Raw genomic sequence first — 25805 nt, forward strand, 5'->3', positions numbered from 1 at the left:
CCCTGCCAGTAGACTGCAATTTTTAGTTTGCTGTTATTTTTGATCTTAAATGAGAGTGATACTGGGGTGTCGGGCTCATAAACGCGTCTAAAATTTTGCATACCAAACCATAACTTTTGCTGTATTTTGGTTGTTAATGACATTGCTTGGTTGTAATCATTACTAACAATTTCAGCGTGTTCTGTATTTTCAATCAGCCATTGGCGTTCTTCGGTTTCGAACGTGGCAAAGTTTTCAAAATCACTGCCATTAATTAAATTAGTGCCTAATCGGTAGGGGACAAGGGTATTGTTAACATGTACTGCCATTGGGCAGGCTTGCCAACCCAGTTTTTTGGTATTTATTATTGTTGTTTCTAATTTACTGAGTGAATGATACTTGGTGCTAGTTACCTTGCTTTGTAGGTTTTTACTTAAAACGGCATGCGCCCCTGAAGCGGTTAATAGTGTATTACGTCGTTTAGATAATGCACTTATACGTTGCAGTGTTTGGTGTTTGTGTTCGCCTACCGCAGGGGTTGGTTTGTAGCCTTTTAAGTAAATAGGTACCAATTCCGCGCGATGAAATTGCCCGTTATCCATCCATACGTATAAAATAAAGCTATGCTGTGTTGCTGAAAAGTTTTGATCAAAGATCAAATTACCCAGTGAATAGGCAAGTAGCTTATCGTTATAAAGCTCGATCCCCTGTGGTACGTGTGGATGATGAGCAATTGCTAATGCAGCCCCTGAGTCAAGTGCGTGTTTTAATCTTTGCTCTGTCACTAGGGTTGGTTCATCTGTGTATTCTTGACTGCCATGATACTGAATTATGGCGCTTGCTTGATTTTTTGTTGCAAGGTTAAGTGATTCAAGCAAGTTATTTAAATTGCCTAGTGTAGCTCCACCTTGACTGTGCGTAGCGACTTCTGTTGACTTTGATGTACCCGGCCAACCAACAAACCCTGAAAATGCGAATAGCTGATTATTTATGCGCTCAATATGTGGTTGAATAGCGTCTTTGCTATTTAACCCTGCCCCTGAATATGCAATGTCTGATGAGTCTAAATATTTAAACGTTTGTTCCAGCCCTTGTTGCTGAAAGTCATAGATATGGTTATTGCCTAAGGTTACATAGTCAACACCGGCCCATTTTAAGGCACTAAGCGTCTTTGGGTGAGATACAAAATTGATTGATTTGTCGGCCCTTGAGTCCATAACTTGCTCAGCGATAGTGGTCTCTAAATTTACAGATGTGAAGTCTGCAATTTCTAAGTACGGCTTCATTGCTCTGACAATATTTTTACTGTCTGCAAGTAAGCTTTCGGTGTGGAGTAAAGTCGGGTGATTAAAATAAGGCTGGTAATAGCGCCTAGTCATCATAGTATCTCCCGCAAAAGCGAGCATTACACGATCTTGTTGTTTTTTTACTAGTACAATGGGGATTAATTGGCCTTGAGAGTCATTAATTTCAGAATATGAAAAAGTGTGGATACTTTTATAAAAACCTTTTTTCTCAATTGTAAGTTGGTAGATATCCTGAGTTTTTAATTTAAGTGTAAAAGTGCCATTGTTTGTGGTCGTTACATATTCTGTTGCGCTGGTAATACTGACGCCAGTAAGGGGAATGTTAGCTTCGTCTGTTACTTTACTTGTTATAGATAACGCGTAAGCATAAGAGAAGTTAGTGAGGTAAATTAATATAGCGAACAGGATATTTTTCATTTTATTGCCTTAAGCTTTAAAGTAAAAAACACTCGTATTATTTCTTATAATGACGAGTGTTGTTTTGTTACTATTATTTGCCACCATTGCCCCACAAAAAGTGTGCTGGAATACTCATATAGCCTTGATCAAACAGCAGCCCATTTTCTCTGTCTTGACTAATTAATAGTGGGCCATCTAAGTCTACATATTTTGCTAGAGGAGCCAATAAGGCGATAGGTGCCATGGCTAAAGAGCTACCTACCATGCAACCTAGCATTATTTCAAATCCATGTTTCTCTGCTTGTTGTGCTAAATTGAGTGCTTCAGTTAGGCCGCCGGTTTTATCAAGTTTAATATTCACCACGTCATAACGATTTTTTAAATAAGTTAGATCCGCCGATGTATGGCAAGACTCATCTGCACATAAGGGAATGGGGGAGTTAAAGGTAATTAAATCGTGATCCTTACCAGCCGGTAAGGGCTGTTCAATTAAAATTACATTCATTGCTTTTAAATCATCCACACACTGTGCTAAATCGTCGAGACTCCAGCTTTCATTTGCATCTACTATAAACTGGCTATTAGGTGATGCTTGGTGAATTGAACGGATCTTTTCAATAATTCCTTCGTTGTCGAGTTTAATTTTTATGAGTGGGGCCGGTGTTATTTTTTTTATTGCGTTGGCCATAGCGCCAGCGCTATCGATACTTAAGGTTTGCGCTGTTATAAAAGGCTCAGAGCTGGGTAACTTAAGTAACTCAGCAACGTTCTTGCGTGTTTGCTTAGCCTTTAAATCCCATAATGCGCAATCTAATGCATTACGTGCTGAGCCCGCGGGTAATAGGCTAATTTGTTGCTCTAAATCGGATGCATACCGATTTTGAGAAAAAAACTGTTTTATTTGCTCAGAGACACTGCTAATCGATTCTCCATATCGAATGTACGGTACAACTTCAGCCCAGCCTGAGTGCACGCCATCGTAGATAGAGAGTTCAAGTACACTTGCTTCGGTGCGTGCGCCATGGGCTATACGAAAAACTTTCTTTAAAGGAAATAACCTATTTGTTAACGTAAAGGTGATTTGGTCGGCTTGTATTAATGCTTTCATAATAGTTGCAACTCATTCATGTTATCGACAATGGCTTTACTTGTATGGCGAATTGGGTCAATACAAGGCACCGCAAATTCTTCACTTAACTCTTCACAAAGCTTTTTGGCTTCGTCTTCTGATACCGATGAGGTGTTGATAGCAATGCCAAGAACTTTGGCCTCTGGGTTAGTGAGTTTAGCTGCTGTTAAATTTAAAGCTATGGTTTCACTGATACTCGGAAATGCGCTTTGCTCAATGCCACGCATATGGGTACGATTGAGTGCATGACAAATAATTAGCCCATCAGGTTGGCTGCCATGTAATAAGCCCAAGCTTACGCCAGCAAAAGCTGGATGTGATAACGAGCCCTGACCCTCTATTATATCCCAGTGGTCATGTTGATTATTCGGTGATAAGGATTCAGTGGCGCCAGAAATAAAGTCGGCAACTACACAGTCAATAGCAATACCTTCGCCTTTGATTAAAATCCCAGTTTGACCTGTGGCCCTAAAGTCTACATTGAGCCCTCGTTGTTGCATTTCTTTTGTTAAGCTTAACGACGCGTACATTTTACCCACTGAGCAATCAGTGCCAACGGTCAGTATGCGCTTGCCCGTACGTTTAATACCTGTGCCTGTGGTTAGCTTTTGAGTGGGATGGCGAATATCAAATAGTTGTCGATTATATTGCTTTGCTGTAGCGGCTATATCTGCATTATCAGCTAATTTTTGATGTAATCCGCTAACAATATCTAAGCCGTTTTTTAATGCCTCAATAATGTAAGGAACCCATTTAGGGTCTAAAATGCCACCACTGTTTGCCATACCTAATACAAATGATTTTGCGCCGTTTTCTACCGCTTGGGCAATATTCATTTGTGGTAGCCCAGTTGACACCGTGCAACCTTCGACACGATACTCTGCAATACACTTTTCAGGGGACCAATCGGCAGGCCCTTTGGCCATTTTTATGCTTAATACATCTGTGCTATCACCTAAAAAAAGTAAGTAAGGAAAAGAAATATTCATGCGTTTGTCCAATAATTAATAAAGATTAATATTGAGCTTATAGGTTGGCAGAAATTTGAAAAGTACGTTGTTTTCTGATGATTATAACCTAAGGTTATAATCGCATTTATAGGGTAAGATAGGGAATAAACTCGTCCATTACTTTGGTCTTTGTTTGGTTTTCTAAATGTACCGCACTGATATCAAAATAAATAGGCTCTTCAAATGATGCAAATGCAATGTTGTCATTAAGGTTACCCATTGCAGTATGTTTATCTACTATGCATATTCCCATGCCGTAACTGACCAGCCTGACAGCAATAAAGTAGGTCTGCACTTTTATAGATGAAGTTAAATTAACGTCATCTTGCATAACTTTAACCCACAATTTTTCTGCTAATGGGCCACTATCACGTATGTCAATGGTGTCTAAATCAGCTATATCAGCTAGAGATAGTGTGTTCGGCTGCTCTGGAAATAAGCTCTTGGGGTATACAATAACTAACTCAGATTGAGTTAATGGGGTAATGGTTAGCCCTGGTAAGGTGGGTGGAGAGAGCACAATAGCAAGATCACATTTATGCTCTAATAAAGACTGCATTACCGCATCATTATGGATAGTTTGTATATCAATATTAATATTGGGGTAATCTTTAATATAATTGGCAAGTACTCGCGGAATAGCATCAAATCCTAACGCAGGTGTGACGGCTAAACGCAGGCTGCCAAATTCTGATTTTTTAATATTCTTCGCTGTATTTTTTATAGAGTGCAGTTGTTGGTATATTTTGTCAACCTCACCAAACATCATCTCGGCTTCTTCCGTAGGAACTAAACGACCTTTAACTCGTTCGAATAATTTAAAACCAAGTTGCATTTCTGCATGCGACAACACTTTGCTAACAGAGGGTTGTGATACATGCAGAATTTTTGCCGCATTAGTGATTGAGCCTGTGGTGTAGATTGCGTGAAATATCTCTATATGCCGTAATCGCATTACTTTAGTCTTTGAAGCTTAATAAAAAGTTAAAAACAACTGTATAACTAAAGCATTAGTAATATCAATGAAAAAAGCACCGACTAAAGGCACAGTTAAAAACGCTTGGGGAGAAGGGCCGTAACGCGCTACGGATATTTCCATGTTAGCTACAGCGGTGGGGGNCCCCCCGCCATGATCGCTGAATCATAATTACTGCCCATTACGCGATAAGTAATAAAATAAGTGAATAATATTAAGACAATACATTGCATTAAAATCATAATTATTAGCGGCGCTGCGAGATTCAGTAATTCCCATACGCGTAACGACATGAGTGCCATTGTTAAAAAAATAGAGAGAGCCATGGTGCCCCATAAGTCAATACAAGTGCGACTTAATTTTATTTTAGGGAGTAGCTCGCTTACGTTGGTTAGTCCTACACCAATGAGTAGCGGGATTAAAAATGCCGGTAGAATAACACCAGCTTTGCTCAGTATTGTGTGGAGTTGTTGCCCTATAAACATACAGGTAAGAATAATGAGTAAGGTCTCTATCATTTTTTTTGGTGTGACAGTGTCTTTTTCGCTGGGGTTAAAGTGAAGGGCGGTTTTTAGTGTGTGGCTACTACTGGCTTTTAAGTTATGTTTTAACACCAGTCGCTTAGTAACTGGACCGCCTATGATACCACCGAGTATGAGGCCCAACGTTGCCGCGGCCATAGCAAGCTCAAATATGCTTTCGTCGGCATTATAGTGATTAATAAACAAATCCGCATAGGTGGCCGCGTTGCCATGTCCTCCAGAGAGGGTCACAGAGCCCCCAATCAGACCGTACAAATAATCAACACCTGCAACATGTGCTACACCTATTCCAACAATGTTTTGAATAAATAAATAGCCGGTTGCAAGGGCTAAAAATAAAATGACTTTAGGCCCTCCGAGTTTTAGAAGTTTTAGGCTGGCACCAAGGCCAACAGTGGTAAAAAATAAGATCATTAACGGGCTTTTTAACGTCATATCAAAATTAAAAGAGACATTGAAGTTACTATATGCAATCGCACTAATGATTGAAAAAACTAATCCTCCAACGACAGGCTCTGGAATATTATTGTTTTTTAAAAACATAACACGGCTGTTCAAAATATAGCCTAACAACAGAATGCCGAGTGTGATGATTAAGGTTTCATGCAATGTGAACTCAATTTTCATGATGGTAGACCTTTGTAATTTTTTGTTGGCTAAAGATATTAAAGAGAATTATGCATTATCAGCAGTTCAAAAATTTTAGTGAGCTATAACCTTAGGTTTTATGGATTATTTATTGGGGGGGGATATCTGAAGGTATAACTTATGGTTATACCCTATTAATAATTAGCTACTTTATAATTGATAGTTTGTTAGGCAATGTTGCAAAACAGTAAAATATTTATCTGTTGGCACAATAACATCATCAATGGGGATAGTTATGTATAAAAATAAACGTTGTAAGGTTAAGCATATTAATTTGTGTATTCTTGCTGCATTGGGCGGGCAGTATTTATTCACTAGCTCTGCAGTCGCTCAGACAGATGAGCTACAAAAAGATCTAGAACGAATTAGCGTTGTTGGTTCTAATATTAAACGAGCCACAGATATTGGTGCATTACCGGTTACGGCTTTAACTGAAAAAGATATTGAAAATACAGCTGCGATGACCGGCGATGAATTGTTGCGTTCTATCCCGCAAATTGGGGCTGTTAATTTTGGTGCAGCCACGGGTAATGGAGGGGTCAATGATGCCCGGGGTGATGTTGCTTCTATTAACTTACGCGGTGTAGGCTCAGGTAATACCTTAACATTACTTAATGGTCGTCGCTTAGTTAACCACCCTGGTACTCAGTCTGAAAACTTTGTTCCGGTCTCAACTGTTAATTCTAACACTTTGCCTGTTTCTGGATTGAGATCATTACAGGTTTTACGTGATGGAGCCGCTGCTATTTATGGTTCCGACGCTGTTGCTGGGGTTGTCAATTACCAGTTAAAAGATGATTACGAAGGTAACCAGGTAAAGCTGTCTCATGGTTTTTCTGAAGGTACTGAACTTAAAGAAACATCACTAAGCTTTTTAACAGGCTTTGATCTTAATGATGGGCGCTCACACTTAACAGCCTCGTTTAATTACTATAACCGAGACGGCATGATGGCATCTGAGCGTGATTATGCAAAAAGCCATGACTTACGTAATTATTCAACTTTGCCCGATGAGTTTATTGGTGATACCCAATTAGACAATCGTTCAACATCAACTCCTTGGGGTGAGTTTCAATCAGACAGTTTAGGGCGTTTTCATCTTCAGCCAAATGATGACAATTGTGTGGTAGCCCTTGACGGTGGGGTGTGCGCTGCAAGTGGTAGCCTATCAAGAGACTTACGTTTTGATAGAGGCACGACTCGCTCTTTGGTATCAGATGTAGAGCGAGTAAATTTTTATAGTTATTTTACTCATGAAATTAATCGCGATTTATCACTGTTTTCAGAACTGACTTATTATAGCGCTCAGGCTAACCGTACCCGTGAACAGACTCATAATTTAACCGCGCAACGTTTTACTATTAGTGCAGATGCCGCTTTTAATCCATTTAATGAAAGTGTTTTGCTAAGAAACTATAGGGCCGTAGACACCGGACCGCGCAATATTGAAGTTGATGATTTGAGCTATCGAGGTTTGATAGGGTTAAAAGGTGTTTATAAAGACTGGGATTGGGAGAGCGCTGTTTTTTATACCGAGGCAGAAACTAATGACGTTGCTAACCGTATTCAGGCAAGTAAATTTCAACAAGCTATAAACAGTACCGATCCGTCTTTGGCATACGATATATTCACCGGTGGTGATATTAATAACCCTAATAGTGGTGATTCTAGCCTGAATCCACAAACAGTTATTGCCCCATTTATGGTTAAAGTCAGTCGAGATTCTAAGACGAGCTTAGCCTCATTTGATTTTAAAGTTAGCAATGGCGCACTTTTTAGCTTACCGGCTGGTGATATTGGTGTGGCCATGGGTGTTGAGTATAGACGCGAAACGTTTGAGGATAACCGAGATCCTTTGCTTGATGGCAGTCAGCCTTTTATTGATCAAATAACTGGCGAGCTACTCTCTGGAAGTGATGTACTTGGTAGTAGCCCAACGCCAGATTCAAACGCTTCGCGAAATGTTGCTTCTGCCTATGTGGAGTTTATCGCCCCACTTATTGATTCAGGTTCTCAGTATGTGGAATTACAGCTAGCTGGTAGGTATGAACACTTTTCTGATGTTGGTAGTGCATTTAAACCAAAGATTGCGTTGTTTTGGGAGCCTGCCGATTGGGTTAGTGNGTGTGAGGGCATCCTATGCCGGTGGCTTCAGAGCGCCTGGTTTGCCGCAAGTGTCTGCCGAGGGAGTGCCACGCTCAAATACCCTTTATGATCCGGTGCTAGATAAAAGCTACAGTATAGTTGATGTGCGAAGTGGCTCAGATGATCTCTCACCTGAGGATGATCAGAACACGTCGATTGGGTTTATATTTCAACCCCTTGAAAACTTAACCTTTACTGTGGATGCGTGGAGAATTGAGCAAAAAGATTTAGTAGGTATTTTACCTGCTGCATCGCACCTTTTGTATGACTCATTATTACGCAGTGAGGGGTCGTCTAATAAGGCTGTTATACGTGATGCTAATAGTAATGAAGTTGTGCAAATTAATAATGAATACTTAAATCTAGGTGTTAGAAATATTGAAGGGCTTGATATTGGCCTTGTTTATGATGTGGATACTAATTTAGGTGATTGGCAATTTACTGTTAATGCTGCAAAACTCAGTAAATTTGAGCAGGCGGTTGACCCGATTTCAGCACAGTTAATTGCCGCTCAAAATGAGGGTAATGCTGCAGTACCTAGTGATAGAACAATTCAAGGTACGGGTGATTTAATTAAGCAAAATGGCCGACCGGAATGGCGTGTTCGTAGCTCCATTGATTGGCGTTTAAATAGTTGGGGCGCGGGGGTTAGTGCAAATTATGTCAGTAAGGTGACCGATACTAGCACTACAGCGACCGTTAACGATGAAGTAATAACATTACCAGTAGATAGCTTTACCCAAGTAGATATGTACACAGACTATCGTTTTACTGATGGTGACATATTATCAGGGACTAAAATGCGCTTAGGCGTCAGAAATGTAGGCGATAAAGAACCGCCACTAGCTGATGAGTTAGCACATGGTTATTTTGGCTCTCTGCATTCAAACAGAGGTCGCTATTTCTATCTGAATTTTTCATCTAACTTTTAATTAATGGCAAAAAATTAAATACGTTGTGTTGCATGCACAACGTATTTTTAGGAGTTTATATGCGCTATTTTTTTTATGCATCATTGTTCTTTATTATCTCTTGTAGTCAAACCAGGGAGGCTCCTGACGATAAAGCAAACGGCTGTATTAGCGACAACGTGTCTTTAACTAGCAGTTTTACAACCGGAAGAATGGATGAATGTGTACAGATTGAGAATAATCACTTTTTGATAACTTTAAAGCCTGAAAATGAACCGATTAATAACAGCCCTTGGTATGCATTTAAAGCTCAATCACAGGTGGAAAAAACAATTAAAGTGACGATTGCTGTCAGTGGTGACAGAGCTAATCGCTACTTACCTAAGTTTAGTTATGACAAACATACTTGGCATACGCTTACTGATTATCAGCAAGAAGAAAGGCTTAGCTTTTCTATACCGGTTTCAACTACACCTATTTACATTGCAGCGCAAGAAATTATTGATAATGATTACTATGTAAACTGGGCTAATAAACTGTCTTTATTATACAAAACAAAAGTGGATATTTTAGGCTACTCTTCGCAAAACAGACCAATCTATAAAATCCAAACTGGCGATGAAAATAAAGAGTGGGTGGTTGTTTTAGGACGTTTACACCCACCTGAGGTAACGGGGGCGCTGGCGTTGTTTCCGTTTGTAGAGAACTTACTGTCTGGGACTGAACTTGCGCAGCGTTTTCGCGATAAGTATAACTTGTTAGTTATTCCTAATCTAAACCCCGATGGTGTGGCACTAGGTAACTGGCGACATAACGCAAACGGCTTTGATTTAAATCGTGATTGGATCACATTAGCGCAACCTGAAACTAAGCTGGTACATAACTATCTGCAGGAGTTGGCTAAAAAAGGGCATAAAGTTAAATTTGCGTTGGACTTTCATTCCACCAAACATGATGTTTTTTATACTATGCCGGTCGATTATGGTGTTGCAGACAAATACTTTGTAAAACATTGGTTGGCAAATTTAGATGCTGCCACAGCTGACTTTACGGTAGTTCAAAAACCAGGCAACAAGCCTAATAACGGCGTGTCTAAGCAATATTTTGCCGATAATTATGCAGTCCACGCCGTTACCTATGAAATGGGGGATGAGACCAATCGCGATAAGATTACTAAAGTGGCATTAAAAGCAAGTGAGACTTTAATGCAAACAATTTTGAGTGATACCGAGCATGACAAAGAGTAGCGAATTATGAAAGATGTATTTAAAACTAAAAAGTTATTAGCGTTGGTCGGTTTAGTGATATTAAGCGGTTGTTCAAAAAAACAGCTTGAAGCTGATTATTTAATTATTAATGGTCAGGTTTATACCGCAGAGCAACCCCATGCTGAGGCGTTAGATATTGCTGTTTGTGGATCTAAAATTTGTGGCGTGTTTTTACAAGGCGAAAGTAACGTTATCGCTGAACAAACAATTGATGCTACAAATATGATTGTTAGTCCTGGGTTTATAGATCCGCATACACACACGCTTGAAGAGCTGTTAAGTAATGATAAGAATAATAACCTGAACTATTTAACTCAAGGTGTTACAACGGTTGTAAATGGTAATGACGGCGAGGGACCAGTAGATATTGCGGGTACAGCTAGTAAGTTACAAAAAAACAAAATAGGTACTAATGTTGCGTTATTAATAGGCCACGGCAGTGTACGTGAGCAAGTTATGGGCCGAGCACAACAACATGCCAGTGCTGAACAATTAGATGAGATGCAAAAATTGGTTGCTAAGGGCATGCAGGAGGGAGCGCTAGGATTATCGTCGGGGCTATATTACGTACCAGGAAGTTATGCAAATACTGAGGAAATTGTTTCACTGGCTAAGGTAGTTGCTGAGTATCAAGGTATATATGATACTCATATGCGTGATGAAAGTACCTTTAACATTGGTTTTTTAAATGGAATTAAAGAGTCGATTGAAATTGCTGAACAAGCACAGGTACATTTACATTTAGCGCATATTAAAGCGCTAGGCGTCGATGTGTGGGGGCAAAGCGAACAAGCTATAGAGTTAATTAAACAGGCTCAGCAAAAGGGTGTAAGTATCTCTGCAGATCAATATCCATGGCTGGCATCAGGCACTAAGCTGCATAGTGCTATTATGCCAAAGTGGGTAATGGCTGATTCCAGAGAGGCATTTATTGGCCGGTTAAACGATGCTATGTTAGCAGATCGCTTACACGCTGAAATAACTGAAAACATTAGGCGTCGAGGGGGGCCAGACTCTTTATTAATCACCGCATTTCAGGATGCTAATTTAGTGGGGAAAACCTTAAAAGAAGTTGCACAAGCTAGCAAGCAAAGTGTGGTTGATACTGCTATAGAGTTAGTAAAAAAAGGCGATGTAAGGGTTGCTTCATTTAATATGTCACAACAAGATGTTAATGCATTTATGCAACAACCTTGGGTTGTGACGTCGTCAGATGGCACTAATGGCCATCCGCGGAAATACGCCAGTTTCCCTCAAAAATACCAAGAGTACGTTGTAAATAAGCAGTTGTTAACAACATCTGAGTTTATAACGCAAAGCTCACGTAAAACCGCGGCTTATTTAGGGATCAAAGATAGAGGTGTACTTAGAGAAGGCTACGCGGCTGACATTATTATTTGGGATGCAAATAATTTTCAAGCGAATGCTGATTTTAGTCAATGGAATAAGTTCTCCACTGGCGTAAAGTATACGTTGGTAAATGGCCACTTAGTAATTGATAAATATAAATATCTAAATGAGTTACAAGGTGGATTTATCGCGCGGTAATGCTAGTGCAAACAACTAAAGCAGCGCCATTGTTGTTTTAGTTGTTTAAAGAATACCGAGCTGAATTAAAAAGTTTATATAGGCGGCTCGATAGTATTGGCTTACAAGTCTGAACTAATACATATGATTGAATATTTTTTGTGTAGCGAAAATTCAAAGCCACGGAGTGGCCTTGAATTACTGCCCGGATCCTAAAAATAAAGTGATATTTTAAATAGTGCTTTACTAACCAAATAAACCCCGTATTAAGCTCGTAGGTGTTTTTTATTATTTCAACGGGTTGTAAATAGGGGTAAGCTGGTTGTTTCTGTTTTTACACCCACTCTTGCTCTCAAATATCATATCTTTTTCTAACCAAATAGTATCAGAATAGCCTTGTAAAGGATGATGAAGAGCAATTTTAAACATTGGATATTTTGCTTCGATAACTCTCCCACAAAAAGTCTCATCACCAATTTTTAATATTTTTCGCCAGCTTGCTAGCTTTGCTAGCTCCAACCGACGTTTTTCTCTGCTTTCTTTTTGGTTACGTAATTTGGTTTTTTTCACAAACTTCTGTACTTTACCTACTAAATTCGCTTCATCTAGTCCTTCGTACTCTTTGATGAAATGTCTAGCAGAAGATAAGTCAGTTATAGCGTGGTATTCAGTTACTTGATTCTTAATATATAGTTTTTTTGACTTACTTAATTTTTCGTTAAACTCTGTTAACAAGGCAGTAGTTGAATTTGAATAATAATCTTGCATTTCTGCCTCAAGCTTTACCTTCAATGTATCAAGATCATCAAACGCTGACATTTCAATTTTATACGCATCAATACTCGCTAATTTCATTTTCTGGTAACGATTCAACACAGTTGTCTTTTTTGCTTTGAGTCGGTTCCACTTCCTAAAAAGGCGTTTATTTCTCTGTGATAGTTCCCCATAAGAGATGCTTGCGGAGGCCATGTAGTGAATGTAATTTTCCATTGAACCAAATTGTGCTTGGATCGCTTTTACTGTTTCTTCATAGAATGAATCGTGATTGAACTCGATCCAATTATTACTCCATACAGAACCGTGGCTCACTAAGTTTTTTGTACCTACTAGTAGAGCAAATGGTGTCCCCACTAAGATCGCTCCAGGAACACTTAGAAGATAAACGCCTCCTTTTGCTACATCAGTGGCAGAGATACCAGGCTTTTTACCATCTGCAACACGCTCCTGATAGGTGTCACCGTAATCACTTTTTGTTGAGTTTATTTTTAGAAATGGGGAGTTTACGTTGGTATATCGCTCACACTCATTTTTAGAAAGGTTACATTCGAATCGCTCAGATTTAAATGTAGGAAACAGAGTTTTCCCGTCAAATTGCCACTGAGTATTATCAAACATGCCTTTATTATTAACTTTTTCTATTGATAATTGTGGAGCAATAACAAAATTATCTTGTTGTCTTATCAAAGTAGCATTCAATTCTATTTGGTTTATTTTAGATTGAATTTCCATTGAAGCTTTTTTGTTTATGGCAGGGGTAGAGCTGCAACCAGCAAGTGTAATGAGCGAGATTACGCTAGCTAAAAGTTTTTTTTTCAATTTAATGACACTCCATGTTCTTAACTTATTCTTAAAAGCAGATTAAATGTAGAGGTTATTTGTGAGCTGGATCTCGGCAGGAGGCGGGGTTGATTTACACGCTGTTAATGAAGAAGCCAACACTGCAGCGGTCATTACTTTTTTAAACATACTTCGTCCTTTGTAGTAATAAAAAACTTGCACTTCCTGTGCCCTGTAGTTTGTGCAATAAAAGTACAAGTTATTAGATTTAAAATACATTCTAATAATATTTGACTACCTCATCAATAGATAAAGTGTATTTTTTCTTAGTAAAAGTCATAAATATTGTGGGTGCTGCATTGGCCTGTATTTCAACCTGTGAAGGCTATAACGCGTAATGGAATATCAAGCTACATGCAAAATACTTCCATTTACGAGAAGCTTGAGTAAGTCAAAAGTGTATTTTTACACATTTTTATCTCAGACTTTTGCGAGGTGGAAGTGTCTCAAAGAGCCATTTTCAGACGTTTTTATGTCTCATATGTAGAGTTAAATATGGCGGAAAGTCTTACTGTATAAGGGCTGTCTGGGAGGGGAGTGCTTTCTTCTAATAGCGGGAACTATCGGATCCGTTTGGAAGCGAGGAAGGTCTCTGATATTCATTAATATGTAAAATTGCCAGCCTTAAATGGGCTGGCAACAAAAATGGAATTAATAATCAATTTAGAATAATTATTTTAATTTAAAAGACGAATTTTCTTTAGTAAATAAATACATAGTGTTGTCATGAATTACATATGGTGCTGGAACAGTATATTTAATACCGCTTCCCCATACACCATAAGACTTTGGTACAACGGCAAAGCCGGCGGTCTTAACTGCAATACTATCATATCCCTCATAACCATTTAGAATTGTCATGGTTACAACCTCTTTATCTTCACCTTTATAATTGACTTTACCTGTAACCTCTATCTTTACAGCAGATGAGCACGAACCGTTAAATAACTCAGGGTCGTAATCTATAAATAAAGGGTGTGGTTCAGGCGACGTATAGTTGGCATGCACTCTTTCTGAGTGGCACAATTCCCCACCTTTGTAAAAATACATGAAATTATTCGTAAGATGTGAGCTTCTACTTCTGGCTATACCAACGTACTGAGTCCCCTCTATATTATTGAAGGTTTCAGTTAGTCCTTTTTCGACAATTTTTAAAGCATCAGCATCAACGGTTTTCTCATTTACATCACCTAAAAACACAAGCATAGGCTTCCAGTTAAAGGCTCTATCGGCCTGTGATTGAGCACCCATACTACCCGCTAAATCAACTAAGCCACCAGTTAAAAAAGACATAGCGTATTCAGCGCCTACTAAGCCACTATTAGCTTTGAATTGTGCATCTTCTGGTAGCTCTACATCTGATAACCCCGCTGTTTTACGTGTCATTTGAGCTACATTTAACGCAAAGCTCGCGTTATCATCAAATTGATAAACCTCGATTGACTCTTGTGTAATAACTGGAGGCTGGGTAGACATACATGCCGTAAGAGAAAGTACCGATAATGCCAAAAAAGAGTTTTTAATTGATTTCATGGTTGTATACCGCTTTTATGTGTTTTTCAAAAGTGAATGTATTTAAATATATTCTTAAAACTAGACTGCTGAATTATGAGTTAAGTTACCAAGTTTCATGTATTCGCCATACTTCTTCGGCAGTCATAGTCTCATCAGTATATGTATCTTTTAAAGCACCACATTCTTGCACAGAAAGAATTAAAACTCGGCGTAGGCCAATACTTTGTGGTTATTTTATGAATAGCGGGTTGTTGCCGTTGTCCCAAGTGAATAATACTCTTCAAGCCCTTCATCATTTCTTTTCTTACACACATCAGAGAAAAGTAGCTTTATGTTGAAGTCAGCCAGATCTTTGGTGCCCGAAAGGACATAGCACGCTGCCTTAATGTCGCTCGATTTTTGGGTAATGCTTTTTAACTGTGGCAATACCTTTTAATGCAGTGCTATGTAATACAAGCTCATTCACTGACTCTTCTAGATTTGTATAAGGATGATATCACCTTTAAAAAACGAGCATTTAAAGATTAGTCATCGCGCTACCTAGTAAATAAGAGTTTTACCGACGGTGTGACGGCGAGACTAATTTCCATACCTACGCTTTTCATGCTTCTAATGTTAACTTTTCTTTGCAAGTCAGCGCTCATTTTTATCGCGCGAACTAACATTGCCACGACAGGTTTTTCTTTAACTTTTTCTTCTAGTTCTTCCATTGATAGCGTCGTTTCACTGTTCATTTTAATAATTACATTCACTTTTGGTGATACACCGACTTCCATTTCAAGGTCTTCGATAATGTATCCTGCGTTCTCCAAATAGGGTATGGATGAATTTATTTGTACTACTGACTCTTGTAATTTTACCATGCCGATTGTTTGTGCTCTTTTTAGTTGCTCAAAGGCTACTTTTTGTGCTTTTTGTGTAAAAGCGTTCGAGTTAATAAAGCTAGGCGTTTGCTCTTCGACGACATACGCACCTGACACTAGATCATGAAACCCTCGACGCTTAGAGTTGAAGAAGATGCTTATCGCTGATATGAAGAAAAAAGCTAAGCCTACTAAGAAGGAAACGGATCTGATGAAGGCGTTAAGTAAGCTTGGTGGGGCTGAGTGCTCATCTACGACTTTTATTTTTAACAACCTTGCACCAACTGTTTGTCCGCCCGATACACTACTTGTCATTAGCGTGAAATAAATAAGGCTGAATATGAATCCAAGGTATTTTAGGCTTTCAATTGAGGGTGAGAATAAGGTCATTATTAAATACGTAATGACGAACGTAAATAGCATGGTGATCAGCTGATCAATACACACGGCTGCAATGCGTTTCCATGGTTTAGCTATTAGCAAGGTGTCTACGTTGGCGGTATCATTTTCCTGGGTGGCTTCTTGATCAGCAGCGGAGGCTGGAGCTGCCCCTATTGTCGAGATGTCTTCAACCACAGCAACGGTTTCAATTTCTTCTGTAGCTAAGTCATCTACTTCTTCAATTTTTTCAAGATCAAAAAGATCGTCATTATTATGTTTAAATTGAAGCTCAACTTTACCCCCAAACTTGATAATAGCGAGCTCAATTTTATTGGCTTTTTCTTCGTCTAGATCAGTAAATAGAAGGAGTTCATCTTGCTTTAAATAGTCGATTAGATCAGCTTTAGATGCGCCAGGAAAACAGCGCTTAAGAATGCTTGCAAGGCTAGCGATATTATTTTTATGACTGATCCCTTTGTAGATAACATCACATTTCATCATGTTTTTATATCCCTATAATATTTAGTTTGTAATCGAATTCTATTTGATTAATGCCTGAGTGAACCATGGCTCGTTGATTAACAAAGCATCGGCCAATTTTTTCTAAATCGCGATCATATGGGTACATCTTGGATAGGGATATTGGGAAATGACTATGCTTTACTTCCATGTTAACTCATCATCCAATTTGATAAGTACTACAACCGACTAGCCTTAAAATTGTATATATTTCTACTGCCTATTTCAAATTAAATTTATTCGGATAAACAATGTACTAGCTCTATTTCCGTCTAAAAAATAATAGGTTTTATATGGGGGTAGGTTTACGAAGGTCCGATCGCGATAAAAATCAACTCTGATTCTATCAATCCGTTTTAGAAAGAGCAGTTTTTAAACTAAGAAAACTAAGCCTGTGTGACTACTTACATTGTTATATCTATTATAATTTTACTAAACAAAGCAGATAGATACTGTTGATTTGTTAATTTTTTTTAATTAACATGGTAGGTTAATGTTAACTGAACGCAAGGGATTGCGTTAGTTGAAGGTCTTTGAAAAATTGTTTTCAAATTACGACTTTCTTGCGTTCATATAAAGGAAGATACACATGAAGTTCAAACAGCTATTTATATTGCCACTGTGTAGTTTAGCGTTGGCAGGTTGTGGAGGATCTGATGATAAACCTGCCACTCAAGTAGAGCCCCTCCAAGATACGACTCCCCCCACCATTACACTTACAAGTGGCGCTGAAATTGAAGTCGAAGTTCATACAGACTTTGTCGAGCCGGGATACTCCGTATCAGATGATACAGACACTGATGTAACAGTCTCAATTGATAGTAATGTTGATAGTAGTATTCTTGGTAGTTATACCATTACTTATTCAGCAACAGATAAAGCTGGAAATAGCATTGAAGTAGTAAGAACGGTTAGGGTCGTTGATACAACAGCCCCTGTTATAACCTTATTAAACGAAGAGCCGCTTACGCTTGAGCAAGGAACAGAATACCGCGAATATGGTGCACAGGCTGTCGACAATTACGATAATGAAGTTGAAGTTACAATTTCAAATAGCATTGATTTGGCACAACCTGGTAATTATACCGTTGTATATTCAGCCACCGATAGTTCAAACAATACCGCAACAGTTGAAAAACAAGTAAAAGTTTCACCTGTTACAGTCACAGTAACGATAGACTCATTTGGTGAGGGGAGTGTTGAACTATTAAATAATGCTAGCCCATTAATATGTTCAAGTAGTAATGTCTGTTCAATTGATATTGATCAAGGGACTGCGCTATCGCTAAAAGCTACTCCTACGAATGATTGGCAGTTTTTAAGTTGGCGAGGCTGCGAAACTGCGCAAGATGCTAATGTGTGTCAACTGACACCTCACCGCGATACTTCTTTATCTTTAACCTTCTCTCCGAATGAATCTGGTGTTGACTTAACTTTAGCCGACAACGTGGTTGTACTTGATGAGCAGCAAAAAGCGTCAATTAGAGATTACAATGAGACCACAGGGGTGATTACGTTCGATGGGAGCACAGATCTAAGTAACGTAGTTATTGGAAGTATTCTAGTATCAAACGGAATAAATGACGGGGAAGGATTAAAGCACTTCTTCTTAAAAAGAGTTGTTGAAATACTGGGTAACCAAGGCTCATTAAGGGTCATAAAGACTGAAGAAGCGACCTTGGATCAATTAATCACCGAAGGTACGATTGTTTATCAACAGGTATTAACAGCAGATAGTGTGCAACAGTCGACATTGCCGCAAGGTATGAAAGTACTACCAGTACAGCAGACAGCAGAACCACAAAATGAAGTAGCGAGTGCGACACCCATTGAATTTGCGGTTACTAACCTCATACTGCACGATGCTGACGGTGATATAGGTACTAAAGATGATCAGATCAGTGCAACAGGTGGGATAAAGTTAACGGTAAATCCGGACTTCTCTTTAAAAGTAGATTTTCCATCTACTATAAGTCACTTTCGAAGCGTTGCACACATAGATGTAGACAGTGAACTTGGTTTAGATATTGGGGGCCCCGTAAATGTGGCTGCTTTGAAAGAGAATGTGACATTGCCGATTCGGTTCTCACCGATTACGCTGGGTATTATTGTCATTCAGCCTGAAGTGCAATTATCTTTGGTTGCTGATGCATCCGTTGGAATGACACTGAAACCACGTTTAGTGGCTAAGTTAGACATCGTTGCTGGAGCACAATATACAGAAAGTAAAGGGTTTGAGGGGATTGAAGGGTTAGACTTTGATGTGGATGCAAATGATCCATTCACCACCGTTGAGTTTAAAGCAGAGGCGAAAGCAGGCCCAGAGGTTGCTTACTTTAGTCGCTTATATGGTATTGCAGGGCCAGGTGTTGGAAACTCATTAAAGCTAGGTGTCGAAGCGATCCCATTAGTAAATAATAATAACTGTGTTTTTGATGTGAATACTTTTCTTGAGCTGGATATAAGCTTTAAAGGCTCTTTTAGTCTGATCACAAAAAAGTTTGATTACACATCTAGCTTATTTAAATTTAAAAAACAGATAGACAGCCTTAGTCGTTCGTGTGGCACTACAGAGCTTAATGCGCCAACAGAGTTAACGGTAACTACAACAGGTAATGAGAGCTTTATTCTTGATTGGGACTTTATTGATAGTGATGCTGATATCAGCTACAAAATTTATAGAGATAGCGTATTTTTAGAAAATGGTATTTATGGCTCACAATATGAAGATTCAAATGTGGCTGCTAATAAGCAATATTGTTATTTTGTTATTGCAGAAGATGATTTAGGTAATGAGTCACCGGCGTCTAATGAAGTATGTGCGATTGTTACAGCGTTAGATAGTACGAAACCAACGGCACCAACGCAAGTATCAGCAGAGCCACTTTCATCAACAGCGATTAAATTAACATGGAGCGGAGCGACTGACGAAACGGGTGTTACAGGGTATACAGTCTATGCATACGACGGTGGTACGACGTATGCCAAAGAAGTATCTGTAGATCCTATGGCGACTATTTTGCAATTAGCACCAGATACTGAATATTGTTACTCTATCGCTGCTTTTGATGCACGAGGAAATCGCTCTGAGCTATCACAATCAGCTTGTGCAACAACAAATACGAAAGAAGAGTCTGAGTGGAGCATGTTTATTGCGTGTGCTGGTAGAGATTATGTTGTTGAGGAGCAATTCGATTTAGACCAGAACCTAACCTCAGAGGTTTTTGTTTTCGGCAAAGCGCAGGATTACGATGGCTCGCCAATGAACTATAGTTTATTTGGTGTGTACACAGATACATCAGGTACTTTTAATGGCGAAATAAACTGGTCTTTTGAGGATTCCAATAATCTTAGAAAAGATGAGTTCATAGTCGACTTATCTTCTGGTGACACAGGTGATGTTGCAATGGATCAGACTCTCGTGACTGGGTGTGATGCTGTGATCCGCTTTATGTCAATTAAAGAGCAAGAGCCTGCAAATATACCAGAGGTACGCTCGATGAAAAATAATAACCTAGGAGAGACAATTGGTGGACTTGGATACCAATAAGTCTACCCAGAGGGGCTCATTAGAGCCCCTTAATATGGGTGGAACACTTCATGTTACACACACTGCACAGGAGTCTGATGCACAATTAATACTCACACCGTCACGCTCAAGCAAATTAGCCTATACCAGCTGTTTATTTTTTGGCGCAGGTATATTAATTGCTAGCGTGTATACGCTTTTTGCCGTAGTTGATGTATTTGCTGCATGTGCTTTATTTATAGGAGGGGGTACATTAATTTGGCTAGGGGGGGTAGTTAAAAAAGGCAGTAAAGAATACAGGTTTATACAATCTGAAAAAAAATTAATAGGATTAGAGAAGACAATTCCATTTAAAGAAATCGCGGAAGTAGAGTTAATAAAAAAAATTGTAAATGCGAAACGTCAGGAAGAGCCGTTTCAAAGTGGTGAAATAAGAATTTTAACTAATCAAGGAACACGCTATCTACTTGCCGAAGGAGCGAATCGCACGCAGATGAAAAAAATTGCAACGTTAATCGCAGAATATATAAACGTCCCTTTAGTGAGTGATGAAACGCTTTATAGGGTCTGAAATTACCTCCATGCTTATCAGAGTCTGCGAAAAGCCACACAGTTTTCTGCACAGGAGTTGTCAAACTCCATTCAGCCACTATTTACCTATTAGCTGCTAGTTTATAGACACTTAATCACTTATAAAGGACTACCTATGAAAGCTGTAATTCCTGTTGCTGGGCTTGGCACGCGTATGCTGCCTATGACCAAAGCAATTCCAAAAGAGATGCTCCCCATTGTAGATAAACCGCTTATTCAATACATTGTTGCTGAATGTATTGCCGCGGGTATTAAAGAGATTGTACTGGTCACACATAGCTCTAAAAATGCAATTGAAAATCACTTTGACACAAGTTATGAGCTTGAAGCCACCCTTGAAAAGCGTGTTAAACGTGCCTTGCTTGAAGAAGTGCGCTCTATTTGCCCTGCTGATGTAACCATTATGAGTGTGCGCCAAGGTGAAGCAAAAGGCTTAGGGCATGCAATTTTATGTGCAAAGCCTATTGTGGGTGATGATGATTTTATTGTTTTATTGCCTGATGTAATACTAGATGCATATACGGCAGACCAAAAGACAGAGAATCTTGCAGCGATGTTAAAGCGCTTTAGCGAGACACGCGCAAGCCAAATTATGTTGGAGCCTGTAGCGCAAGAAGATGTAAGTAAATATGGTATTGCTGATATCGATGGTGTGCAGCTCACTCCTGGCAATAGTGCAGCTATTAAAACCATGGTTGAAAAACCGGATGCAGACAAAGCCCCCTCTAACCTAGCGGTGGTAGGGCGCTACGTACTGAGTAAAACTATTTGGCCACTACTTGCTAAAACACCGGTTGGCGCAGGTGGCGAAATACAGTTAACTGATTCAATTGATGAGCTAATGAAACAAGAAACGGTGGAAGCCTTTCATATGAGTGGTCGCTCGCACGACTGTGGTGATAAGCTGGGTTATTTAAAAGCGATTGTTGAATACGGTATGCGTGATGAAAAGTTAGGGAGAAATTTTTCTGATTATATCAAGCAACTCACAAAACACGATAAATAAGCGCTAAATACACATTCACGCTTTTTGCGATAACACACCCCAGGTACCGCTCGGGTGTGTTATAAAAGGGATATTTTTTAATTACGGTTTTGGTTGTTCGTTTTCCCTCCTCGCTCTGATAAAATAGTAAAAATATTTTTAAACATAAAGGAATACCATGAAAATTGCTGTGGTAGGGACGGGCTATGTAGGCCTTTCAAATGCAATGCTTTTAGCACAACACAATGAAGTGGTGGCATTAGACATTGATGAACACAAAATTGCGCTTTTAAACGATAAGACATCACCAATTGTTGATACTGAAATTAGTGAATTTTTACTGCGTGATGATTTAAACTTCACAGCAACCACCGATAAAAAAGTGGCCTATGAAAACGCAGATTTTGTTATCATCGCCACTCCAACGGATTATGATGTAGAAACAAACTACTTTAATACGCGCTCGGTTGAAGCGGTTATTAAAGATGCTGTGGCACATAATCCTAATGCGGTTATGGTGATTAAGTCGACTATTCCGGTTGGCTTTACGGCTGATATTAAAAAGCAGCTTAAGGCTGATAATTTACTATTCTCACCTGAGTTTTTACGTGAAGGTAAAGCGCTGTACGACAATTTGCATCCGTCACGCATTGTTGTGGGTGAGCAAAGTGAGCGCGCCACTATTTTTGCTAATTTACTGAAGCAAGGTGCAATTAAACAAGACGTTGAAGTGCTATTCACTGACTCAACGGAAGCGGAAGCGATTAAGTTATTTTCTAACACCTACCTTGCTATGCGAGTTGCTTACTTTAATGAACTTGATAGCTACGCAGAAGCACACGGCTTGAACTCAAAGCAAATTATCCAAGGTGTAGGTTTAGACCCACGTATAGGCAATCATTATAACAACCCGTCGTTTGGTTACGGTGGTTACTGTTTACCAAAAGACACCAAGCAATTACGCGCGAATTATCAAGATGTGCCAAATAATATTATAGGTGCGATTGTAGATGCAAACACCACCCGTAAGGATTTTATTGCAGGGTCAATATTAAAGCGCAATCCGCGTGTTGTGGGTATTTACCGCTTAGTTATGAAATCGGGCTCAGATAACTTCAGGGCTTCGTCTATTCAGGGGATAATGAAGCGTATAAAAGCCAAAGGCATTGAAGTGGTTGTGTATGAGCCGGTGCTTGAAGAAGAGGAATTTTATCACTCACGGGTAATTAAAGACTTAAACGAGTTTAAGCAACTCGCTGATGTGGTTGTATCAAACCGTATGGTGGAAGAGTTGAGTGATATAGCAGATAAAGTGTATACGCGCGATTTATTTGGTAGTGATTAAAAAATAGCACTATCAGGGTTTTAAATTATTCTATTTAGATGAAAGACTCCCTCAGTACGAAGCGCACCTAAAGAGCAGTTAAACTGCTCTTTAGGTGGAGTGAATCAATAGCTTTAAAAGTTAGCAAATACACTTAAGCGGGCAAATGTTTCGCCATAAACATCTTTACCTTGGTAAAGCTCTGCTCCCAAACTTTGTGCGCCCATGATTGGTTTTGCCAGTTTACGAGTATAGGCTGTTTGTAGTTCGTAGCCAGTTTTATAACCATCGTTTTTGTTTTCAAGCGAACGAATAGTCGTATTGAGTGTTTCTATTGGGCTTAACTGCCAATGCCAGTTGACGCTCATTGATTTAGCTGCTGTGTAATCAGTATATTCGTGCTCATCACCTGCCCAATGCCCAATGACATTCCCCGAGTTTCGGTTTCCATCAAGGTACAAGTGGTTACCATACCAACTCGGCTGCCAATTGCTGTGCTCAAATCGTAAGCTGTGGTCATTACTAATAAACGGTAGGTAGAGCCCAAAACTGTACGCGTTATTTCGGGTTCCGCCTAGTGTGTCTTCTAGGGCAATTTCACCATATAATTCAAATGGCAGTGAGTAGAGGCTATTATTGTATTCAAAGCTAATTGCCCCAAGCTGATCGCCCAGCTCGTATTCATCTCCTAGCTCATCTGCATCTGCAGTTGTTATGTTGTCTTTACTACCAGGGGTAAAAAAGCCTTCTGCAAAATCTTTAAGGGTGACAGTACGTGGCCCCCCTCCAAATTGCATTAAGCGGCTTAAACCAATAGTTAAATTATCGGTAGCAGCAAAGCTTGTATGAAGACCAAATAAGTAGGGTTTACCCGGCTCATAAACTCTTTCTACGCCTGTCTGCTGACCTTCTTTTAAAATCCCACGTTGCTCTGTCATTTGGCTGATAAACATATCATATCTAATGTTAAAGCTAGTGATAGGCTCTACGTTACTTATTGTTATAGAGGGCGTTGTTTTAGCTTGTGTGCTTAATAGCATGGCGCTGTCTTCAAAGGGAGAGTACCAATGTTCACGGTAGCCAATATCTAGTTGGGCGTATTTATAACCTAGGTAAACAAAGCTTTGTGTTGGCAGTATTTCGTCTTCATTGGCTATGCCAGCCACACTTACACCNAGTTAGCGTATGCTTCACCTTCAACAATTAAGTTGGTTTTTGTGGTTTGCCCGCGCTGGTTTGGCAGCGTTTTATCTTTCGTGCCTGCTGCAAGGGTTATTTTGGCAAAGGCGCCCGCGTCGCTTTGTACATACGGACTTAGCTGATACGACAGGGTTTGATATAGTGCAGGGTATGTATGTCTGATGGTTTGTAATACATTGTAAATATCATGCGCTTTATAGGGTTTGCTTATTATATGTGTATTTTTACTTACAGCTAAAAGACGTTGTATTTGATGTTCAAGCACAGGCGCTTGGTTTAATGGTAAGTAAGGAGAAACACCGCCTTTAGCCACTGCACTTGTACTCATTGCCATCCCGACAAGCAGTGATATTTTTTTTAGCATAATTATTCCGTTAGCAAAAAATTGTTTAAGTAAAAAACGTTAATGCGAGGTTAGCAATAATCGCATAAGTAATAAAGCGAAAAGCACGCATGCCCAGCAAGATAATTTCAGTGGGAAGCCCACCCGTAATGGCAAAATATGAAGGCAGCTTCATGAAGCCTATGGCTATTTTTCTTGCATAAATGTTGTTTTTTGTTAACCTACTGGCCTTCCTTCTTTTGCTTGTAGAGGTGTATATGGCGTTGTTATCTCGTGCGATATTGGCGTTGTGTTTTGCTTTTTCAAGTTCGAGTGTACTCGCTCAAACTCAATGTGATGTCGAGTTGAGCCATGGTTTAATCATTACCGACGATGTTATTCGTATTCTAGATAAAGGCCAAACCCGTGTACAAATTAATAATAATAACCAGCTTTTTATACGGGGCTATTGGGTCGATTTAAGTACTGAAGAAAGTAAAGTGCTTGAGCAATTTAGCAATGGTATTCGCCATACGGTGCCAGAGCTTGTAAATTTGGCGACCGATGGCGTTAATTTAGGTTTAAGCGCGATTGAACATGTGGTTGAGGGAATGTCTGACAAAGAGCCTGAGGTATTAAAAACCCAGCTCCAGTACGTAGAGCGCGCGCTGATGGACAAGTTTAAGCGCGGTGATGATTTCTTTTTTATCGCGCCACAGTCGCTCTCGCAAATAGATGATTTTTTCACTAAAGAAATTAGCCAGCAAATACACTCTGCCGTACATGGCTCGTTAGGAGCTATTTTAATGTCGCTTGGTGATGCGTTTAAATCACGCGAAGGTAATATTGAAGACCGCATTAACGATATGGGGCAACGTATGGATATTATCTCTAAAGAAATCGATAAATCACTACAAAAAAAAGCCCAGCAACTCGAGCTTAAAGCCTCTGAATATTGCGAATGTTTAAACGCACTCGATGTGACCGAATCGCGCCTGCAAGCGATTGTCCCAGGCATGGCTGATTTTGATTTAGTGCAGATAAAATCGTAAAGGAAAGTAGGAAGTTATTAGCTGTTAGCTATTTGGTCCGTTATCTGACCCCGATAAAGTAGACTC

18 protein-coding genes are annotated in these 25805 nt (G+C 39.4%); 9 read left to right on the forward strand and 9 right to left on the reverse strand.

Annotation, left to right across the window (positions count from 1 at the left end):
- The 5 genes from L650_RS0111810 to gltS form a co-directional block, all read right to left on the reverse strand.
- Positions 1 to 1703 (reverse strand): CapA family protein (locus tag L650_RS0111810; RefSeq protein ID WP_029773248.1); only part of this gene is annotated, 1703 nt, incomplete at its 3' end.
- Positions 1704 to 1776: 73 nt separating this feature from the next.
- Positions 1777 to 2793: an N-acetyl-D-Glu racemase DgcA gene (gene dgcA, locus L650_RS0111815; RefSeq protein WP_085065480.1), complete on the reverse strand. Its 1017-nt coding sequence runs from the start codon at positions 2791 to 2793 to the stop codon at positions 1777 to 1779.
- A complete protein-coding gene (gene dgcN, locus L650_RS0111820; protein ID WP_029773250.1) occupies positions 2790 to 3803 on the reverse strand; it encodes an N-acetyltransferase DgcN in 1014 nt (337 codons plus the stop codon). The genes dgcA and dgcN overlap by 4 nt, the downstream gene beginning before the upstream one ends.
- 106 nt (positions 3804 to 3909) lie before the next feature.
- Entirely contained in the window at positions 3910 to 4779 is an 870-nt protein-coding gene (locus tag L650_RS0111825; RefSeq protein ID WP_029773251.1) for a LysR family transcriptional regulator, read from the reverse strand.
- A gap of 149 nt (positions 4780 to 4928) precedes the next feature.
- Positions 4929 to 5969 carry a sodium/glutamate symporter gene (gene gltS, locus L650_RS0111830; protein WP_223230576.1) on the reverse strand — a complete coding sequence of 347 codons (1041 nt, stop codon included), beginning with the start codon at positions 5967 to 5969 and terminating at the stop codon, positions 4929 to 4931.
- 256 nt (positions 5970 to 6225) lie between these two features.
- On the opposite strand from gltS, the gene L650_RS0111840 reads away from it, so the two are divergent.
- Genes L650_RS0111840 through L650_RS0111850 form a run of 4 tightly spaced genes read left to right on the forward strand, consistent with a single transcriptional unit; the run spans position 6226 to position 11862 of the window.
- On the forward strand, positions 6226 to 8205 hold the full coding sequence (locus L650_RS0111840; RefSeq protein WP_223230577.1) for a TonB-dependent receptor plug domain-containing protein: 1980 nt from the start codon (positions 6226 to 6228) through the stop codon (positions 8203 to 8205).
- Positions 8165 to 9067 (forward strand): hypothetical protein, encoded by a 903-nt coding sequence (locus tag L650_RS24560; protein WP_223230578.1) that lies wholly within the window; start codon positions 8165 to 8167, stop codon positions 9065 to 9067. The genes L650_RS0111840 and L650_RS24560 overlap by 41 nt, the downstream gene beginning before the upstream one ends.
- Before the next feature lie 59 nt (positions 9068 to 9126).
- Complete coding sequence (locus L650_RS0111845; protein ID WP_029773252.1) at positions 9127 to 10293, forward strand: M14 family metallopeptidase; 1167 nt, start codon at positions 9127 to 9129, stop codon at positions 10291 to 10293.
- 6 nt (positions 10294 to 10299) lie between these two features.
- Positions 10300 to 11862, forward strand: a complete 1563-nt coding sequence (locus tag L650_RS0111850; protein WP_029773253.1) for an N-acyl-D-amino-acid deacylase family protein — start codon at positions 10300 to 10302, stop codon at positions 11860 to 11862.
- A gap of 267 nt (positions 11863 to 12129) precedes the next feature.
- Here L650_RS0111850 and L650_RS0111855 read toward each other — a convergent pair whose 3' ends face one another.
- The 3 genes from L650_RS0111855 to L650_RS23785 all read right to left on the reverse strand — a co-directional run bounded on the left by L650_RS0111855 (position 12130) and on the right by L650_RS23785 (position 16718).
- Positions 12130 to 13437, reverse strand: a complete 1308-nt coding sequence (locus tag L650_RS0111855) for a hypothetical protein (protein WP_128081064.1) — start codon at positions 13435 to 13437, stop codon at positions 12130 to 12132.
- Positions 13438 to 14130: 693 nt separating this feature from the next.
- The gene (locus L650_RS0111870; protein WP_223230579.1) at positions 14131 to 14934 is read right to left on the reverse strand and encodes a hypothetical protein; all 804 of its coding nucleotides are present in this window, start codon (positions 14932 to 14934) and stop codon (positions 14131 to 14133) included.
- Positions 14935 to 15509: 575 nt separating this feature from the next.
- Positions 15510 to 16718 (reverse strand): RDD family protein, encoded by a 1209-nt coding sequence (locus tag L650_RS23785; protein WP_085065482.1) that lies wholly within the window; start codon positions 16716 to 16718, stop codon positions 15510 to 15512.
- Positions 16719 to 17325: 607 nt separating this feature from the next.
- Between L650_RS23785 and L650_RS0111890 the strand changes: the two genes are divergently transcribed.
- The 4 genes from L650_RS0111890 to L650_RS0111905 all read left to right on the forward strand — a co-directional run bounded on the left by L650_RS0111890 (position 17326) and on the right by L650_RS0111905 (position 23186).
- On the forward strand, positions 17326 to 20286 hold the full coding sequence (locus tag L650_RS0111890) for an immunoglobulin-like domain-containing protein (RefSeq protein WP_029773257.1): 2961 nt from the start codon (positions 17326 to 17328) through the stop codon (positions 20284 to 20286).
- Between the two features lie 34 nt (positions 20287 to 20320).
- Positions 20321 to 20836, forward strand: a complete 516-nt coding sequence (locus tag L650_RS0111895) for a hypothetical protein (RefSeq protein WP_029773258.1) — start codon at positions 20321 to 20323, stop codon at positions 20834 to 20836.
- Positions 20837 to 20971: 135 nt separating this feature from the next.
- Positions 20972 to 21862, forward strand: coding sequence for a UTP--glucose-1-phosphate uridylyltransferase GalU (galU, locus tag L650_RS0111900; protein WP_029773259.1), 891 nt, complete (start codon positions 20972 to 20974; stop codon positions 21860 to 21862).
- A 157-nt stretch (positions 21863 to 22019) separates the two neighbouring features.
- Positions 22020 to 23186, forward strand: a complete 1167-nt coding sequence (locus L650_RS0111905; protein WP_029773260.1) for a nucleotide sugar dehydrogenase — start codon at positions 22020 to 22022, stop codon at positions 23184 to 23186.
- Positions 23187 to 23299: 113 nt separating this feature from the next.
- Here L650_RS0111905 and L650_RS0111910 read toward each other — a convergent pair whose 3' ends face one another.
- Positions 23300 to 24331 carry a capsule assembly Wzi family protein gene (locus L650_RS0111910; protein WP_223230580.1) on the reverse strand — a complete coding sequence of 344 codons (1032 nt, stop codon included), beginning with the start codon at positions 24329 to 24331 and terminating at the stop codon, positions 23300 to 23302.
- Between the two features lie 634 nt (positions 24332 to 24965).
- Here L650_RS0111910 and L650_RS0111920 point away from each other — a divergent pair.
- Positions 24966 to 25739, forward strand: coding sequence for a YggN family protein (locus tag L650_RS0111920; RefSeq protein ID WP_029773261.1), 774 nt, complete (start codon positions 24966 to 24968; stop codon positions 25737 to 25739).
- Positions 25740 to 25805: the final 66 nt, after the last annotated feature.

This window comes from Pseudoalteromonas sp. TB51 (assembly GCF_000498055.1).
Lineage (GTDB): Bacteria > Pseudomonadota > Gammaproteobacteria > Enterobacterales > Alteromonadaceae > Pseudoalteromonas > Pseudoalteromonas atlantica.

What these genes read in the sequence shown, in the direction of transcription:
- dgcA (WP_085065480.1), bottom strand. Translation starts at nt 2,793, where the DNA reads ATGAAAGCATTAATACAAGCCGACCAAATCACCTTTACGTTAACAAAT.
- dgcN (WP_029773250.1), bottom strand. Translation starts at nt 3,803, where the DNA reads ATGAATATTTCTTTTCCTTACTTACTTTTTTTAGGTGATAGCACAGAT.
- L650_RS0111825 (WP_029773251.1), bottom strand. Translation starts at nt 4,779, where the DNA reads ATGCGATTACGGCATATAGAGATATTTCACGCAATCTACACCACAGGC.
- L650_RS0111845 (WP_029773252.1), top strand. Translation starts at nt 9,127, where the DNA reads ATGCGCTATTTTTTTTATGCATCATTGTTCTTTATTATCTCTTGTAGT.
- L650_RS0111850 (WP_029773253.1), top strand. Translation starts at nt 10,300, where the DNA reads ATGAAAGATGTATTTAAAACTAAAAAGTTATTAGCGTTGGTCGGTTTA.
- L650_RS0111870 (WP_223230579.1), bottom strand. Translation starts at nt 14,934, where the DNA reads ATGTCTACCCAGCCTCCAGTTATTACACAAGAGTCAATCGAGGTTTAT.
- L650_RS23785 (WP_085065482.1), bottom strand. Translation starts at nt 16,718, where the DNA reads ATGATGAAATGTGATGTTATCTACAAAGGGATCAGTCATAAAAATAAT.
- L650_RS0111890 (WP_029773257.1), top strand. Translation starts at nt 17,326, where the DNA reads ATGAAGTTCAAACAGCTATTTATATTGCCACTGTGTAGTTTAGCGTTG.
- L650_RS0111895 (WP_029773258.1), top strand. Translation starts at nt 20,321, where the DNA reads ATGGGTGGAACACTTCATGTTACACACACTGCACAGGAGTCTGATGCA.
- galU (WP_029773259.1), top strand. Translation starts at nt 20,972, where the DNA reads ATGAAAGCTGTAATTCCTGTTGCTGGGCTTGGCACGCGTATGCTGCCT.
- L650_RS0111905 (WP_029773260.1), top strand. Translation starts at nt 22,020, where the DNA reads ATGAAAATTGCTGTGGTAGGGACGGGCTATGTAGGCCTTTCAAATGCA.
- L650_RS0111920 (WP_029773261.1), top strand. Translation starts at nt 24,966, where the DNA reads ATGGCGTTGTTATCTCGTGCGATATTGGCGTTGTGTTTTGCTTTTTCA.